15 protein-coding genes and 1 riboswitch are annotated in these 17311 nt (G+C 32.9%); of the genes, 2 read left to right on the top strand and 13 right to left on the bottom strand.

What is annotated here, in order from left to right; translation table 11 throughout:
• Positions 1–100 precede the first annotated feature (100 nt).
• Positions 101–616, top strand: a complete 516-nt coding sequence (locus tag ACREVU_RS06580; RefSeq protein WP_431550822.1) for a hypothetical protein — start codon at positions 101–103, stop codon at positions 614–616.
• Between the two features lie 505 nt (positions 617–1121).
• Here ACREVU_RS06580 and ACREVU_RS06585 read toward each other — a convergent pair.
• From ACREVU_RS06585 to ACREVU_RS06625, 9 genes are all read right to left on the bottom strand, one after another.
• Positions 1122–1301 carry a hypothetical protein gene (locus ACREVU_RS06585; RefSeq protein ID WP_431550823.1) on the bottom strand — a complete coding sequence of 60 codons (180 nt, stop codon included), beginning with the start codon at positions 1299–1301 and terminating at the stop codon, positions 1122–1124.
• An 86-nt stretch (positions 1302–1387) separates the two neighbouring features.
• The gene (locus tag ACREVU_RS06590; protein WP_431550824.1) at positions 1388–3085 is read right to left on the bottom strand and encodes an oleate hydratase; all 1698 of its coding nucleotides are present in this window, start codon (positions 3083–3085) and stop codon (positions 1388–1390) included.
• A gap of 367 nt (positions 3086–3452) precedes the next feature.
• Positions 3453–3971, bottom strand: coding sequence for a signal peptidase II (locus ACREVU_RS06595; RefSeq protein ID WP_431550825.1), 519 nt, complete (start codon positions 3969–3971; stop codon positions 3453–3455).
• A 235-nt stretch (positions 3972–4206) separates the two neighbouring features.
• The gene (locus ACREVU_RS06600) at positions 4207–6609 is read right to left on the bottom strand and encodes an HD domain-containing phosphohydrolase (protein WP_431550826.1); all 2403 of its coding nucleotides are present in this window, start codon (positions 6607–6609) and stop codon (positions 4207–4209) included.
• 378 nt (positions 6610–6987) lie between these two features.
• Positions 6988–7728, bottom strand: coding sequence for an amino acid ABC transporter ATP-binding protein (locus ACREVU_RS06605; protein WP_431550827.1), 741 nt, complete (start codon positions 7726–7728; stop codon positions 6988–6990).
• Between the two features lie 70 nt (positions 7729–7798).
• On the bottom strand, positions 7799–8527 hold the full coding sequence (locus tag ACREVU_RS06610) for an amino acid ABC transporter permease (RefSeq protein WP_431550828.1): 729 nt from the start codon (positions 8525–8527) through the stop codon (positions 7799–7801).
• A gap of 30 nt (positions 8528–8557) precedes the next feature.
• Positions 8558–9400: a transporter substrate-binding domain-containing protein gene (locus ACREVU_RS06615; protein ID WP_431550829.1), complete on the bottom strand. Its 843-nt coding sequence runs from the start codon at positions 9398–9400 to the stop codon at positions 8558–8560.
• A 173-nt stretch (positions 9401–9573) separates the two neighbouring features.
• A riboswitch (Lysine riboswitch) is annotated at positions 9574–9754 on the bottom strand.
• A 111-nt stretch (positions 9755–9865) separates the two neighbouring features.
• Positions 9866–10000: a hypothetical protein gene (locus tag ACREVU_RS06620; RefSeq protein ID WP_431550830.1), complete on the bottom strand. Its 135-nt coding sequence runs from the start codon at positions 9998–10000 to the stop codon at positions 9866–9868.
• A 114-nt stretch (positions 10001–10114) separates the two neighbouring features.
• Positions 10115–10876 carry a sulfite exporter TauE/SafE family protein gene (locus ACREVU_RS06625; protein ID WP_431550831.1) on the bottom strand — a complete coding sequence of 254 codons (762 nt, stop codon included), beginning with the start codon at positions 10874–10876 and terminating at the stop codon, positions 10115–10117.
• A gap of 114 nt (positions 10877–10990) precedes the next feature.
• Here ACREVU_RS06625 and ACREVU_RS06630 point away from each other — a divergent pair, with 114 nt between their 5' ends.
• Positions 10991–11956: a LysR family transcriptional regulator gene (locus ACREVU_RS06630; protein WP_431550832.1), complete on the top strand. Its 966-nt coding sequence runs from the start codon at positions 10991–10993 to the stop codon at positions 11954–11956.
• 136 nt (positions 11957–12092) lie between these two features.
• Here the strand turns inward: ACREVU_RS06630 and ACREVU_RS06635 are convergent, their stop codons facing one another.
• The 4 genes from ACREVU_RS06635 to ACREVU_RS06650 all read right to left on the bottom strand — a co-directional run bounded on the left by ACREVU_RS06635 (position 12093) and on the right by ACREVU_RS06650 (position 16864).
• Positions 12093–12473, bottom strand: a complete 381-nt coding sequence (locus ACREVU_RS06635) for a glycosyl-4,4'-diaponeurosporenoate acyltransferase CrtO family protein (RefSeq protein ID WP_431550833.1) — start codon at positions 12471–12473, stop codon at positions 12093–12095.
• Between the two features lie 101 nt (positions 12474–12574).
• Positions 12575–14239: an aspartate-alanine antiporter gene (gene aspT, locus ACREVU_RS06640; RefSeq protein WP_431550834.1), complete on the bottom strand. Its 1665-nt coding sequence runs from the start codon at positions 14237–14239 to the stop codon at positions 12575–12577.
• 2 nt (positions 14240–14241) lie between these two features.
• Complete coding sequence (locus ACREVU_RS06645; RefSeq protein ID WP_431550835.1) at positions 14242–15840, bottom strand: bifunctional aspartate transaminase/aspartate 4-decarboxylase; 1599 nt, start codon at positions 15838–15840, stop codon at positions 14242–14244.
• 532 nt (positions 15841–16372) lie between these two features.
• Entirely contained in the window at positions 16373–16864 is a 492-nt protein-coding gene (locus ACREVU_RS06650; RefSeq protein WP_431550836.1) for a glycosyl-4,4'-diaponeurosporenoate acyltransferase CrtO family protein, read from the bottom strand.
• Between the last annotated feature and the right edge of the window lie 447 nt (positions 16865–17311).

Here is a 17311-nt window from a genome sequence, read left to right on the forward strand (position 1 = left end):
TCCATAATTAAAGTATATCTCAAAACGTGTATGTTAACAATGCTTATATATCCTATAAACAAAATTAGTTTCTTATGCTATCCATCCCACACCTGAAGGAGTGGGCTTTACGCACAAATATTGTAATAGTGAAAAAAAACAAATAGATTTAAATAATACAAATTCTATAAAGTGTACTAAAATAAGTCCAGATGAACAAGTAGTAAAAGATAAAAATAATGTCTCTCAAAAAATAACTAAAGTAAGTAGTAAAGTTAAATTGTATGACGGCACTTATTTTGATGATAACTGTTTTGGAGATAATATCTTAAAGAATTATTGCGAAGTTGTAATTTCTAATATAACTAATACTTCTTTTGATTTTACTGTTTATAAAATAAATGTGGTAGATGGAAAAAAAGAAAATAAAAAGGCTATTATCCTTACAAATACAGCAGTTTTTACAGGAGATGGAAATACAGCTAGTTTTTATGGAAATAGTTATACTCTTAACTTTACATTTCCAAATAATCATGGTGCATATCCTGCTGTAACAGACATGCAGATATCTGGATTCAGACCGTTAGAAGGCAAGACTTATGTTAATAATGGGATACCTGGACATGAATTCGGGTAAAATAAGACTCTTAAAACTAAGTTTCGTTACAATCTTCTCAAAATCAAGTAGGTAGAAGTGGGAAATTAATTGCCGATTTCTTTCCTCTTACAGAACTTATTCCTACTTTATCATTATCCCGACTTTTCTTATTTTTTACGTGGATTAGTCAACCACCAAGGGTTTTTAATACGTTTCTTAAAAAAAGGTCGGAATAATAATTTTTGCGTTTTCAATTTTTGATTACGTCCATAATAATAAAGATGGCATATTGCCAAATATTTTATGGACGTTATGACAATGAACAAAATCATGATTCAAGAACTAATTAACTGTGCACTGAATGCCCTCCATACTGTTACCAGTTTTCATTGGCTATAAGGTAATAACTACTATGGATTCATCTGCCACCTGCACTACATCGTATCTCCCTTATGTTCCCATTTGTTTGAACTTACCTTTTTAAAATAGGATAATACAGGTTTCTCCAGATAGGTTTGCCTGCCTAAATGCGAACGCATCCGTCTTAACTTATAAAATTATCCAACTTTGGGGCTTTCCCATATTTTACAGGGTTACCCACTTTATAAGCCATCTTCGGTTTACTTTCGTTATGTTCCACATTTCCCATGCTGCTTCCTTCAGACTCTATCGTTGCCAGTAGCGCCCTTGCTCTCAGGTTGTCTTCCCGTTGGTTAGGTGACATAGGCTTCTTTCAGCCTATCGGCTCAGCGAACATGCTGGACGTACAAAAAACGATTATGTTTTCACATAGTCGTTTTTTGCATATATTTAAATTAATCCTTCAAGTGTTGTATTCTTCAAAAGCTTGCGCACAATCGTCTCAGCTGGGAGAGGACGTCCACTATATAATGCTTTTGCAGCCGCTGCAAGTACACGTATATCATATTTAGTAGGATATACTTCTGGCACTTTTTTATCAATGTTAAGTAATGTATAAACTGCCATCATAGCTGAACGAATGGAATATTCAACTGTGAATACACAGTCATCCTTAACTTCTGCAAATTGTCCTAAGAAGGCAAGATTGGTACTACCTTTTGGAATAACATCAGGACGATCGCCTTTAACACGCGGCATAAATTGACTAGTTGTATAAGGCATCATACAAGGAATAACATTAACGTTTTTAAGAATTTCTGGTATCTCTTCTTTCTTACCCATATGATATAAAAGCTCCGTCATCATTTCTTCACCAGTACAATCGCTCATTCTCTTTTTAACAAAATCACCAATGTTGTCAGCGAAAAGACCATAAGCCCATACTACTAAAACATTCTTAGGTTGATCACTAAAATGAGGTTGTCTATTGCAAGTTAAGCTCAAAAGCCAGCTTGAATCCTTCATAGTTATAATACCACCTGTAACAGTTTTACCAGAGTATGGATCTCTTCCGGTAAGTTCCTTAAGTAGATCAGCCATTTTAGGACTTGTACTAGTTATAGTGAAAGATTCCCATTTGCTTTTGTCGATGTCACTACAAAAGACTTCTGGTTTTCCAAAGGAATCATCTTTCTTGGCAATATTTTTCCAAAGACTCCAACAGCCTCCTGCACCACGATTAATTACTGCTGGTTTATGCATACTTCCAGTAGTAGAGTTTTCTGTCATCGATCCATTAGTAACAAATACAAGATCATTCACTGTTGTATGAATTGTTTCATCTTTATCATTGTGCAACATATGAATAGCAGTAACAGTTTTCTTATCTGCCTCTATATCAATATCTAAATCTGTAACCTGAGAGTTTAAATCAATGACTACATTTTTAGATAGTAACCATTTTTCTAGAGGAAGAATCATAGACTCATACTGATTGTACTTTGGAAACATAATGTTTTTCATATGGCTCATGCCAGGAAGAAGATGCATAAAACGTTGCATATAGCGTTTCATTTCCACAACGCTATGCCAATTTTCAAATGCAAACATAGAGCGCCAGAAACACCACATATTAGTTTCTAAAAATGATGGATCAAAATACTGTTCAACCGTTGTAGCCCCTAAATCTTCTTCCGTTGCAAGAAAAAGCATAGTAAGTTGCTTAATGTGAGAATCCTTAAGTCCTAGAGAAGAAAAATCCGCCTTTTCGCCACAATTCTCAAGTAAACGGCAAGTTGATTCGTTAGGGTCTGAATTATTAAGTTCTCTAAATTCATCCAAAACAGTTTGATCAGGAGTAATTATAGATGGGATCTTGCTAAATAAATCCCAACAACACTCATAGTGTTCTTCCATTTCTCTGCCACCTCGGACAATGTAGCCATCCTTTGCATTTCCAGAGCCATCCATGCTACCACCGATAATATGTGATTGTTCTAAAATAGTGATGTTTTTACCATCCATATGACCATCTCGTATTAAATATGCGGCAGCCGCAAGAGATGCTATACCACCTCCAACTAAATACGCTTTTTTATTTTCAATTCCTTCTGGTTTTAAAGTATTAATGTTTTGATAATTTCCCATAAATATTTACCCTCCTAAATGTTGATTAGTATATCTGTCTACTTTAGGATAGTACAATTATGGTAAAAATGAAACCATCAATCCTCATCAAATGTGCAACTTTACAATAAATATTAGAATTTTTTAGATACATGTATAATATTACCATTCTTATATTTATAATCATTTATGTCATGTTCAATCCAAATTATATGCAGTTTATTAGCACTCATACAAATAGCATTGTGCAAGCAATTACACAAATTGTTATCAAATTAAAGTTGTATGAGTTTTTAACTTTAATAAATGTATATAATTCTTCTAAATTTATTTCTTCACACTTTACCTTGGTATATTCTCCCGTCAACTTATTATAATGTATGTCAAGTTACCTTTTACATAAACCTCTTATAAATATAAAATATTTTTTTATAAACCGCATATCTTGCTTATTACTTTCCTTAAAATCTAAATTTTTAGCGAGAACTACTAATGTAATAAAAGAACCTAAGAATAAATAGATATCTTTTAAATCTATAATGTACCCTAAAAATATTATATAATCCAAACTTCCTCCCCAAAAAATTTTATCAATGGCAGATGATACACCTCCTGCTATAAACAATATTAGACTTATATAAATAGCCTCTGACTTTATTTTAATATGTTTAAAATATTTAAATAAACTTATTAAAAATAAACAAATAAGTATATTAAGTATTATTAATACATTTATACTTATTCTTAAATTCATAAAATTGTTATTAAAGACTGATAAGTGATTTGAATTTAATAGTACTTTAAATCCAAAAAAATTATTAAATATGTTAAATTTTATATTAGATAAAAATGTATATACAATTAGCTTTGCAACCTGGTCTAAAAAAACTAAAAACCCTATAAGCATATATTTAACACCCCTTTGATACAATAATTTTAACTACACTCAATTTATATCATAGCACATATTAACTTTGATTCAAATATTTACATATAACTAGAAAAAAGAGCTATCTCGCTTTAGAAATCACTTTCTATTTTGATATAGCTCATTTAGAATTATTTGAAATGGTATTTTATACCCACCACTCAAAGTTATGCTCTTCAGACTTTGAGTAGGTAAATATAATCAGAAGTGTTTTTTAAATATTGGGGTTATCTAATACTTTTTCAATAAATACCCTTACCAATTCACTATCAAATTGAGTACCCGCATTTTTTTGTAATTCTTCTATGGCAACTTCATTGGATAGTGCACTTCTATAACTTCTCTCACTAGTCATAGCATCATAAGCGTCTGCTATAGTTATAATCCTTGATACAAATGGTATCTCATCACCCTTCAAGCCTTTTGGATATCCTTTTCCATCCCATCTTTCGTGGTGATGCAATAAGTACTTTGCCATGTCAGACATATCATCTACTGTATTAAGTATTCTATAACCTATTTCTGGATGACGCTTGATTTCATTCCATTCTACACCTGTGAGTTTACCTGCTTTATTTAGTATATTTTCATCTATGGCTATTTTCCCTATATCATGAAGCAATCCTATGTTTTTAAGTTCCTTAATCTCATATTCTGGAAGTCTAAGAGCTTCTCCCATACTCTCGCATAATGCTGAGACTCTATGAGAATGCTGTTCTTCCCTCTTGTTTTTTTCATGAAGTGTTCTAATGATAGCAGCGATTGCTTTTCCTCTCATACTTGGACTTTCAAAAAGTTTTTTCTTATACATATGATCTTCTGCTTTTTTGAATATTTCTTCGGTTTTTTCTTTCTCAGTATTCTTGGTCTCATAACCAAAGGAGATGGAAATATCTATGGATTCTATTTTTTCTTTTGATGATAAATTATTAATACGCTTAATGATCTGATCTGCTTCAAAACCATCGGTTTTAGGTAATATAATAACAAATTCATCCCCTCCAAGTCTTGCAATAATATCATCTTCTCTACATCCAAGCTTTATTACCCCTGCAACTTTCTTAAGAAGCTCGTCACCCTTAACATGGCCAAAGGAATCATTAACAATCTTCAAACCATTTACATCTCCCATAACAATGGTGAGAGGCAGATTTCTCGTTGTATCAAGTCTCATTAACTCTTCTTCATAAAATCTACGATTATATAAACCAGTAAGCTGATCATAATAACTTAAGTGCTCTATTTCCTCTTGCTTATGTTTAATCTCGGTAACGTCATTAATAGCAGTAAAGCAATATTTCTTATCTTGAACATAAATATCCTCTGATGATAACAGCACATGTTTAATGTCTCCGTTCTTCGCATTTAAATCCACTTCCACAGCCGTTGCATTTCCATTACAGTCTATATTTAGTAATATCTTATTTCTTGTTTGCGTAGTCATTATATCTAATTCTAATACTGTTTTGCCAATAACTTCATTTTTATCAAATCCTAATAAATCATAAAATGCTTTATTTACTTCAGTGTATATTTTATCTTCAAAATCACTTAAAGCACAAGCGGAAGGATTGACATAGAATAATTTTGAAAATTTCTCTTCACTTTCCTTCAAGCGCCCTTCTGCCAATTTACCTTCGGTAATGTCTATAAGTAAGTAACTTACAAATCCTCTTTTGATATCAAATTCACTTTTTTTAACATCAAACCACTTAATTCCACTGTTAGTTTTGAAAAAAACTTGCTTTCTGTTTATCTCGCTATCATCTAAATTCTCAATTATATAGTCAATGCTTTTACCTTGATTATATAATAAATTTTTTGCAATAATATTTGAGCAAACTACATTTTCTAATTTATCAATCAAAAATGCTGGTTCACTACTATTCTCATAGGTATCCTTCCATATTTTTATTTGCACTTCAAACATATTATTTTTAATTTCATTAATAGCAAACAAACCCGCTAATATCATTATAGTTACTTCAACTGGTTCAATATATGTATCAAACTTTAATGAAACAATTATTATTGCAACCCATGGAATGTAAAATGATCTTATTAAAAAGAGAAGACTCTTTTTTTTATTAGGTTCCTGTACTATTTTATATGTCTTTGTCAATGCTATAGTTGAAAATATTATTAACACTATATAGTATGTCAACATGGAATAAAAAGCAGATCCCCTCCGTGCATCAACTATGCCTAATCCCCCAACAACTCGTAGATTAATGCTTTTGTAAATCAAATGATGAAATGGATCTGATATAAAAAGCAGCCATAAGAATGTGGAAACTATAAATAAAATACTCTTTACTTTTTTCGATATCTTAATTTCTGTTAAATCTGCAATAAATAGAATCCCCAAAGTTGGGATAAATGTAGACCCTAAAAACTCAAAATTACGTACAAGTAGAAAAGTCTTTAGCTCTTCACAATTAAGTTCCAAAAAATATCCAAAAGAATAGAGTGCAAAAGCAAACATAAGAAAGGAAAAATAATTTTCCTTTCTTTTTGCGATTTGCCTAAATAATCTAATTCCCACTACAATATAAACAATAGATAATATGGGTATAATATTTACCAGTAAATTAACTATAATATTTTGAACATTCATCTTGATCCCTCATTTTTAATATATTAAATTTATAATTCTACAATTAATTGCAAAACCCCTTTTTTTCAAACAATTTCCTAATCCTTTTAACCTATTTAACTCTTTAGAACGAAAATAATATGCATTGCTCAAGAATTTCTATATTCTCTACCAACGCATTAAATATATCACTCTACTCTATTTTATTATCGTACAATCTCTCCAAGTTCTTAACTATAAATGTATTTTTTCCTTAATACAAGTATATATAATAAAAAAATAAAGAAGTAGAATCCCTGCCATCTGAGGATTCTACTTCTTTATTTTTCACAAAGGATTTCTGTATCTTTTATTAAAATAAATCTATATTTTTCTATGTCTTTATTTTTTCTACCAATATTACATCTGCTTTAATGTTCGCTGTAAAAATTCCCGGGTACGTTCCTCAGTTGGATTATTGAAAATTTGCTCTGGACTTCCTTCTTCTGCTATGACACCTTTGTCCATAAATACCACACGACCCGCTACTTCTTTTGCAAATCCCATTTCATGAGTTACTATTAACATAGTAAGACCAGACTGCGCAAGTTTTTTCATAACTTTGAGAACTTCTCCTACCATCTCAGGATCAAGGGCTGATGTTGGTTCATCAAAAAGCATTACGTCTGGTTCCATAGAAAGTGCTCTTGCAATAGCTACACGTTGTTTTTGGCCACCTGACAATTGCTTTGGTTTTGCGTTAACATATTCTTCCATTCCAACCACCATCAAATATTTCATAGCTACTTTTTCTGCCTCTTCTTTGGAACGTTTTAATACCTTCATTTGTCCCACAACACAGTTGCTTAGGACATTATGATTATTAAATAAATTGAATTGTTGAAATACCATGCCAAGCTTTGTACGGTATGCGTAGACATCATGTTTATCATCTAAAATATTTTCTCCTTTATAGATGATTTCACCACCACTTGGTTTTTCTAAAAGGTTAACACACCGAAGAAGAGTTGATTTGCCAGATCCAGAGGAACCTATTATGCAGACTACTTCTCCACTATTTACTGAAAAATCAATGTCTTTTAAAACTTCATGAGTTCCAAAGGATTTGCTTAGATGCTGTATATTAATTACTTCTTCCATATTTTCTACTCCTTCGCCTGATATTTATTTCTGTCACTATTTTCGCTTTACGACGCATATCTTAAGGAGTTTATACCTGCATTTGATTAGCATTCATAATGTAATCGTCTGGACCATCTATCTTCTTTTCAATATAACGCAAAATTCTTGTTACTGTGAATGTCATTATAAAATATAAAACGCATGCAACGAAAAATGTATCAAAATAATTGAAATTATTTCCTGCAATTGATTTTGTTTGGAAATATAACTCTGTTACGGAAATTACATTAAGTACTGATGTATCTTTTATATTGATTACAAATTCATTACCTGTTGCTGGCAGAATATTACGGATCACTTGTGGTATTACTACATTAATCATAGTTTGAATATGATTCATACCTATAGCATGCGCTGCCTCAAATTGTCCTTTATCGATAGAAACAATACCACCACGGATAATTTCTGACATGTAAGCCCCGGTATTAATTGAGACTATAAAAATTGCCGCATATAACCTGTTCATGTTTATACCAAATGCCAATGCAGATCCGTAATAAATTACCATTGCTTGTACAATCATAGGTGTTCCACGGAATATCTCTATATAAACAAAAAGAATAGCATTAACCGTTTTAAGCATGACTTTTTTTATTCCTCGGTCTGGCACTGGAATAGTACGTACAATTCCTATTAATAAACCAATTATGGAACCTATAACCGTACCAACCATGGAAATTAAGAGTGTCACACCTGCTCCACGTATAAACATTGGCCAGTTATTCAAGACTATTTTTACTATTGATTCAAAACTCATTTTTCTCCTCCTCAGGGTAAAAAATAAATATTATTTAGCTGATGGTTGATTCTTTATAGCAGTATCCATAATATTTTTACGATCTGCCTGAGATATACCAGCTAATGTTTTATTTATTTTTACAGTTAAATTACTACCTTTTGCAAGACCTACAGCAATTGACGTATCTGCGTCTGTTGTAGTAAATCCACTTTTAAATTCTACCATTTTAAAGTTAGCATTTGCAGCCTGAGAACTAATACCTTCAGGACGTTCTGATACGTAACCATCAATCATTCCTGATTGGAGTGCAACTCTCATTGTTGGGAAGTTGTCCATAGCTGTTTGCTTCTTTACACCTTTAATTTGGTCTATTACCGAATAGTGGAATGTATTTAATTGAGCAGTTATTTTTGCTCCCTTAAAATCATTAATAGAAGTAGCTGCATCATATTTACCACCCTTTTTAACAACCATAACTAAATCTGATTTATAGTAGTTATCCGAAAAATCAATCGCCTCTGCACGTTTTGCTGTGGGAGACATACCTGCAATAATTGCATCCACCTTGCCTGAAGCTAATGCTGGTACAAGACCATCCCATTCAGTTTTAGTAATAACCAATTCTTTTCCTAAATCTTTAGCAATTTTTTTAGCAATTTCTACATCATATCCGCCTGCATATTCTGCACTGCCTTCAATTTTAACTCCACCATTAGAAGCATCCATTTGAGTCCAGTTAAATGGCGCATATCCAGCTTCAAGACCTACTTTAAATTTTCCACCCGCCTCTTCTGCTTTTGCCTCTTTTGAACTACTACTTGACCCACATCCTGTTAAAAGCATAACTACTGATAGAGATACTGCTATTAATAATGATAATTTCTTTTTCATGATTACCTCTCCCCTTCTTTTTTAGTGAATTTATATAACACAATTAAATAAAAATGCCACCCTTACATGAAGGTGGCGCTATTAAGCATCTTAGGAATTTTCCAAAACAAAAAAGGCCTGAGATAAACTCAGGTCTCAACATGCATAGTTGTCCCTAAACCTCTTCTTTTCCCTAATGAGATAGCACAACTCAATAAACCGGGAAGTTTATTGAGACAGTCCTGCAGCTCTTAACTACAGACCCAGCAAATATTTTTAAGATTATATTTACTTCGGCGACCTTTCCTTCTCTTTAGTATCAATGCTTCTCAAACTCCACTAAAGACTGTTAAATGTCGCGCCTCTACCCCACATATAAAAGTGAGGTCTTATTAAATTATTATTTTCAGTTTACAACAATATATTACATTTGTCAACCTAATAAACCAAAAAATCAATTAAGATAAAATATAGGCTTGCATATATTTATAGGATTGTATCTATTTCCAATATTCTCTTAATGCCTTTAATACATGATTCAGTTTTTTCAAGTTTAAGACTTAATGCTTCAATCTTATTCAATAATTCTCTTTGTCTTTTTAATAAATCTTTATTTGTCAACTTATAACACCTTCTTTAAGTTATTTTGCTTAGATTAACTATTACGACACAGTGTCCCCTAAAATCATATAATCGCAGAATGATGTTGCAGTCTTAGTAAGACTATTTTAATCTTCAGTACACATGTAATATATCTAATGATATATTAACAAAAAATATTGCTAGTACAATTATAATAATAGGTCGTGCTATTTTCATTCCATTTTTTGTAAAATAAATGGTACCAATGTAATTTCCTGCAATACTGAAAACTCCTGCAGTCAATCCCAAAGTAAAAAATATTTTTCCGTTAATTATGAAGGTAATTAATGCTGCCACATTTGAAGATAAGTTAATAGCTTTTGTCGTTCCTGCAGATATATTTAAATCTAAGTGTGCAATGCCTGTCAATAACAATAATAAAAATGTTCCTGTTCCAGGTCCATAAAAGCCATCATAAACTCCCACAATAAATGCGATTAGCATACAAATTAAATATGTCTTAGTGGGTGTTAATGTTTTAATGTCTTGATTGACCTCAAGATTAGACTTGCGCAAAACATAGTAAGCAGTAATGGGTAAAATGAGTAACATTAAAATCTTAAAGTAGAAATCATCAATTTTTAAGGAAAGCATGGCACCAAGTGGTGATCCTATCAATGCACATACCGCACTACAAGCTGCCAATTTAAATTTAATATATCCGTTTTTGGCATAGCGATATGTAGCTAAAGCTGTTCCCATACTTGAACTCAATTTATTAGTACCAATAGCAAAGTGAACCGGCATTCCAGAAAGCATAAATGCCGGAAGTGATATAAGACCTCCACCACCTGCAATTGCATCTATGAAACCGGCAAGAAAAACCAATGGACATATAATAATGTATTCAATCATATTCGATCTCCTCTTAGACTCTTTAATGATTTGATATTATCATTGATTTGTTGTATAATCAAATTTATATATTTTATTTAATGTATAAATTTAATTTATATAGGGGTGGATAAATTGTTTGAAATTATGAATTATGTTTATGAAGTCTACAAGTCCGGAAGTTTCTCAAAGGCATCAAGAAACTTGTATATGACACAACCAGCCTTAAGTATTGCAATTAGTAAATTAGAAAAGAAAATTGGTCAGCCTTTATTTGAACGAAAAACATCCCCACTTAAGTTAACGAATGCGGGGAACATGTACATAGAGAAAGCGGAAAAAATTATATCAATGGAACAAGAATGCGCTGATTACTTTCAAAATTTGAATGAAGTCAAAGTTGGAAAAGTTATAATTGGAGGTGCTATCATCTCTATGACATACTTGCTCCCTGAACTTATTGTTGGATTTTCTAATCAATATCCAGGAATTGAAATTGCTGCACAAGAAGCATCTCTTCCGGTGCTTAAAAGTATGCTATCAGATGGAAGCATTGACTTAATTTTAGATACAGATTGGTTTGAAGAAGAAATCTTTCAATCTATTCCTTTATTTTCAAACCAAATCTTATTGGGCATACCTCTGAATCTTCATGTAGATACGAATTTTTTTGCTTGTGGCATGACGTCCGAAGAAATCAGAGCAGATAAACATATTTCTCAGAGCCAACCAGCTATTGACCTATATGGTATGGATGGATTCTCTTTTCTTTTACTAAATCCAACTAATGAAATTTTTGGAAGATCAAAATCAATTTTTAAATATTATCATATTGAACCATTGGTAAAGATGTCATTTAATCAACAGATGACTTCCTTCGAATTTGCTTCAAAAGGGCTTGGAGCTGTTTTTATTTCGGATACCCTTGTCAAGTGTTCACCTAACGAAAATAATCTTCGCTTTTACAAACTGAACTGCCCTATGCCAAAACGAGGAGTCTCCATTGCTTATAAAAAAAAGAAGTATATTACCAAAGCAACTCAGTGTTTTATCGATTACACTACTGAATTTTATAAAAAGAAAGCACCTTACATAACCTAATTATTTATACTTAAATTATAATATTAAATGCCTACTCTCTGTGGGCATCCATCCTCCACTTCATAAAATATCCCCTTTCATCTTCTAAAAACGTTAAAATAAGTTAGATTTCATTTAAATATACTCATCTTCTGAATTAACCAATGCTCAATTTTTCAATAGCTTGTTTTTCAATTGTATCAAAAGAATACCCTTTATAGCCTGAGGAGAACCTACCTTTTTTAAATTTTACAGTATTAAGATTACCAATAATGTGTTCAATATTTTCTCTGTCAGTAAACTTAGATTGTTTTAATTTAAGTTTGCTAATCACCCGCAATACCCTCGGACGGTTATAACGTTGTGCCATAATTGGGTATAATTCGAAAAATATATTATGAAAAATTAACCATATTATTTCCTTTAAAAAATATGTTATACCTACATATATAGTGACTAACACCATTATAATAGCAATAACTCCATGTCCAAATTCAGAAGCCCTTGTTCTGTACTCATAATATTCTAATAAAGTCAATGATCTTCTAATGATTTATATAAAGCATAAAAATGCTGCACTTAGAGAAAATCTCTAATGCAGCATGACCCTTTCAATATGAAATGGATTTTAATATAGAACTATTTCAACAATACAATGATCAGTGGTCCCAGAACAGTCAGTAAAATATTGCCCACTGCATATCCCGGTGTGTAACTTAAGGCAAAAACACTGCTACCCGTCTCATCGGTAATTGCATTGAGAGCGGCAGTGACGGTGCCAGCCCCACATTGTCCGCCTATTATATCGATAGCATCCAGCTTAAGAACATATTTTCCAAAATAAATGGAAAGAATATGAGGCACTATGGAGAGAACTGCACCAATGATTAGCACCATGAATCCCATGGATTTCACTGCCACAACAAAGCTCGCCCCTGCAGTAATACCAACCACTGCAATAAATGCATTCAAACCCACACTCTTTAAAAACCAACGTGCAGATGATGGAATTTGGCCAATATTCGGATGTCGTGACTGATACCATCCAAAGAACAGGCCCAGGAATAAAGCACCACCTCCAGCTCCAAGTGTGATGGGAATATTGAAAGCAGTCAACGTGATCATACCCAGAAGTAAACCAGCACAGATGCCCGTAGACATATAACTCACATCAGTATCAATACCTGTGTTACGTGCATAACCAAATTCCTTAACGACTTTGTTTAAAACATTCATGGGACCCACAAGGCGGATAGTATCCCCCTTCCTCATATCGTGAATGTCCTTCAAACTATGTCCATCCCTCAACGCAGATACGATTATAATATTATTGAGACTGCAATCATCAATATGAGATTGCTCAAAGACCTTTGTTAGCACGATATCCTTCCGTTGTAAAGTAATATTGAGATATTTCTTTTCCGCCGTTTCCTCCAGGTGGACTTCTTCAAGCTCAACCATACTCTGCAAATCACCAATGAGGGTGATAACATCCGCTTTCCTGAGTTGGAATTCCTGGGATACCTCCACTTCTTGATCCTCTCGAAATATCTTTTCAAATGTCAAGCGATGATCGTGATTTTTTTCAATACTCGAAACAGATTTTCCAATATATACCGAGCCTTCTCCAATAATAAAGGCCCTCATTTTTATCGTACTAATAATTGCCTTGTCCGATTCATTATGTTTAAAATTGATGCTTTCAATCTTATTCTTGGTTGCTTCCTTCAAGTCTACACCCAAAAGCTTCGGTGCGATATTCTTAAGGAGAACAATAACACCTACTGTACCAAAAACATAGGTTAAAGCATAAGCCACGGCAACCTGTGCCTCCATGGCAGTTTTAGCTGCTTTGCTCAGACCTGAGAGGTTTAGGATGGAGGAAGACGCTGTTCCGATGATTGCCGATTGGGTAAGTGCACCCGCCACAATTCCTGCCCCCTCGCCCTGGCTCACACCAAAAATCTTAAATAATATCAGTGCAATTGCCAGTGAACAAGCTGCAAAAAAAACAGAATGGATGATGAGCTTTATACCCGACTTTTTTAAACTATCAAAAAAAGCTGGTCCAACCTCATAGCCTATGACAAAAATGAAAAGACTAAAGAAAACAGTTTTGATAACTGGCGATATATCAAATGTCCCCGCCTGCCCAAGGATGAGCCCAATAATCAGTGTTCCCACCGTTGCACCCAGCCTAAAGGACTTCACCCTGACTTTTCCAATAGAATAACCCAGAGCCAGACATATAAAAATAGAAAATGCTACATTATTGATCAAAAATTCACTCAATACCTTTAACATGATTAATCACCAGCTTCCAATGATGCCTTCATTTTATCATCATATTCTTTTATCAATATTTTAATACGTCTTCCAATTTTGAAGTAAGCTTCCTCAGGTAGGTTCGCTTGTGACACCCTCACTGTTCCAGAAATGGCAGCAAAGCCCACGCCTTCAACAAGGACCACGCCTTCTTCCTTGGCAAGATTCAGCAAAAAATCAACCTCTTCAAAATTTTTTCGGATATATGTTGCCAAATTCTTACCATACAAACTCTCCGCTAAATTATAAATATCGATGAGCGCATAGTACTTCGCATTTTCACGAGTGTTATCCTCTTTAATTCCCAATCCTTTAAAAAGATTATGATATCGTCTAGCCACAATTTTTTTAGTGGATTCAATATAATCATCACAATCATGGCAAACTAAGTGAGTCATGGAGAATAATGCTATCATTGCCTGCTGTGGTGTGGACAATCCCGATGTATGATAAAGGCCAATGGACCGGCTATCAGCGGTTAATCTCTCAATAAAAGGAAATGACCGTGGTTCAATGGTGACAATGCTATAATCCTCATCAAGAGTCTTTAATTTTTCTTCAGGCAAACGGGCAATCAAATCATCAAATACATTCTTCTTGTTCATGGCGATGCACCCAGTCCTCCAGCCCGTGGCACCATAAAGTTTAGAGTATGAATACACAAGCAAGGTATTATATGGTGCAACCGCATAAACAGATTGAAATCCCTCTACGAAAGTCCCATAAACATCATCCGTGATGATCATCAAATCAGGACGTTTTTCACAGATTTCTTTAATTCGTTTTAAAAGAGTGCTATCCAATGCACGTGATGCAGGGTTAGAAGGATTAACCAAAAAGAATGCTTTAATGCTCTTGTCCTCCAAAATGTCCAGAGCATCTAGTGGAATCTCCCAATTATTATCTTCACGTGCTTCCAGATTCACCTCAACCATTTCATATTTCGTCAACTTAGGAATCTGTAAATAAGGTGTGAAGATGGGCATGTTAATAGCAATTCGGTCTCCTTCATTGATTAATCCATTCTTCTTAAGAGAATTAAAGATATAACAGATGGCCGCCGTACCACCTTCTGTGGGGAAAACCTGGGTGGATTCCGCTAAAGAAACACCATTATAAAGGGTGTCTTGCAGATAAGCATTAATGATCTTTTCTATGTTGACAAGGCAACGGGATGGTACAGGATAATTGTTCCCGATGATGGCATCTGTAAACTCCTTCACCAAGGCGTCTCTATCAATTTCCAGTACATCAACGGCATAATCTATGAACAGCTTAATGAAAGCATCTTCCTTCTGGCTGATATCCAAAAAATCATCCAATCTACCCCCAATTCCATCCAATGTAGTGTATCCGCCCAAATTGCCTTCAAGCATGGTAAGTTCTGACTCCTTGACACCAAAAGCCATAAATCGTGTAAATGCCAACCGTGCCTGGGTATTAATCCAATTCGGATTGCCACGTCCTGCGTTCAAAAAACTATTATTATTTTCATTGTTTTTTGCCAACTTCAACATCTTTGATGCAATTTCAAAGGCGCCAACTCGTTCCAACTCTTTTTCATATTCATTTTTGTCCATAATATCAATCTCCTCTATTTTGAAATTATATATCTTAACGTGGTAAATTTATGCTTTTAGGTTACTACCCCTATTTTATTATTCGCCAAGAAACCCATCATAATCACTGGGTTAATACAGATTATACTTTAACTTCCGATTTAGATATATATACTTTAGAATATATATATATATTATGATATATATATATATATTATGACATCTATATATATATTATACCATATATATATATAAATATCTATTTTTAACCATTTTTTTTAGTTAAAATTTTATATAATAAGTATAAAAAGTCTAATGACCAAGCAATAATCAAAAGCTGTACTAGTTAATTATTAAAGGTGAAAATTCTTTGTAAGTGATATGACAAAAAAAAAACTGTCGCCAGTTTTTATATGAGGTCAAACTATCCTACTTTGTTTACTCCTTAAAGCTTGCTCTAAATATTGTATATTTCCAACTGTGCTTGTGTGCTTCCATTCACATTTTCACTTTTTAACTTCATTTTATCCCACTGCAGCTTCCATAAATTTAATTACCAATTTCTATATGTAAACTTAGATTGTTTTAATTTAAGTTTTTTAATCACCTGACATACCCGTGGACGGTTATAACGTTGTGTCATAATTGGGTATAAGTTAAAAAATATATTAAGAAAAATCAACCATTTTGCTCCCTTAAAAGAATATGTTATACCCACATATATAGTGACTAACACAATTATAATAACGATAATTCCATGTCCAAATTCAGAAGCCCTTGTTCTATACTCATAATATTCTAATACAGTCAACGATCTTCTAATAGGAGTCTCCTTTTTTCTGCTTTTCTCCCAACCGCTAAGCACTAGTAATTTTCTAAAATAATGTACTCCGAGGTACTTGTATATTTTTCCTTCTTTTTCAATAGGATGAATATTAAAATAAGGTGATTTAAGTGATGGTATCAATAATGTTTCCACTATAGACATCCAAATCATCAGTAAAAAATTTAGTACAATACTATATGATAAAGATGTCATATTCATAAATGGAAATAGAATGAATACCCCTACTCCACATGTGGCGATGAATACGATAATCCACTTGAAATATGTATTTTTATTTATTTTAATCAAGTTATTTGCGCCCCTTTATTATATGCATGATTATATTATAATTAATCTGGTTCTAGTTCCAATCTTGTCCAATTTTATTATACTACAACTTTTTTAATTTCATCTGGAATTTGTCTGTAATAACATAAAAATATTAAGCACTGGTCCATTTATCGGAATGGATTCTGACCCCATGTACAAAACTGAAAGCAGTTTTGTATTGCTAACTATTATAAAAATATAATCATATTACTCAAACTTCGCACAAGTAAAACTCGCATAAAACCTTGATATATAAACGTTTAAAAGCATTAATAAGTATAAAAATCCTCTTAAAAATGATATAATGTAAGTAACAACAAATACATAAACATCACG

Origin of the sequence: Clostridium sp., assembly GCF_050717535.1 — a bacterium.
Taxonomy (GTDB): domain Bacteria; phylum Bacillota; class Clostridia; order Clostridiales; family Clostridiaceae; genus Clostridium_AD.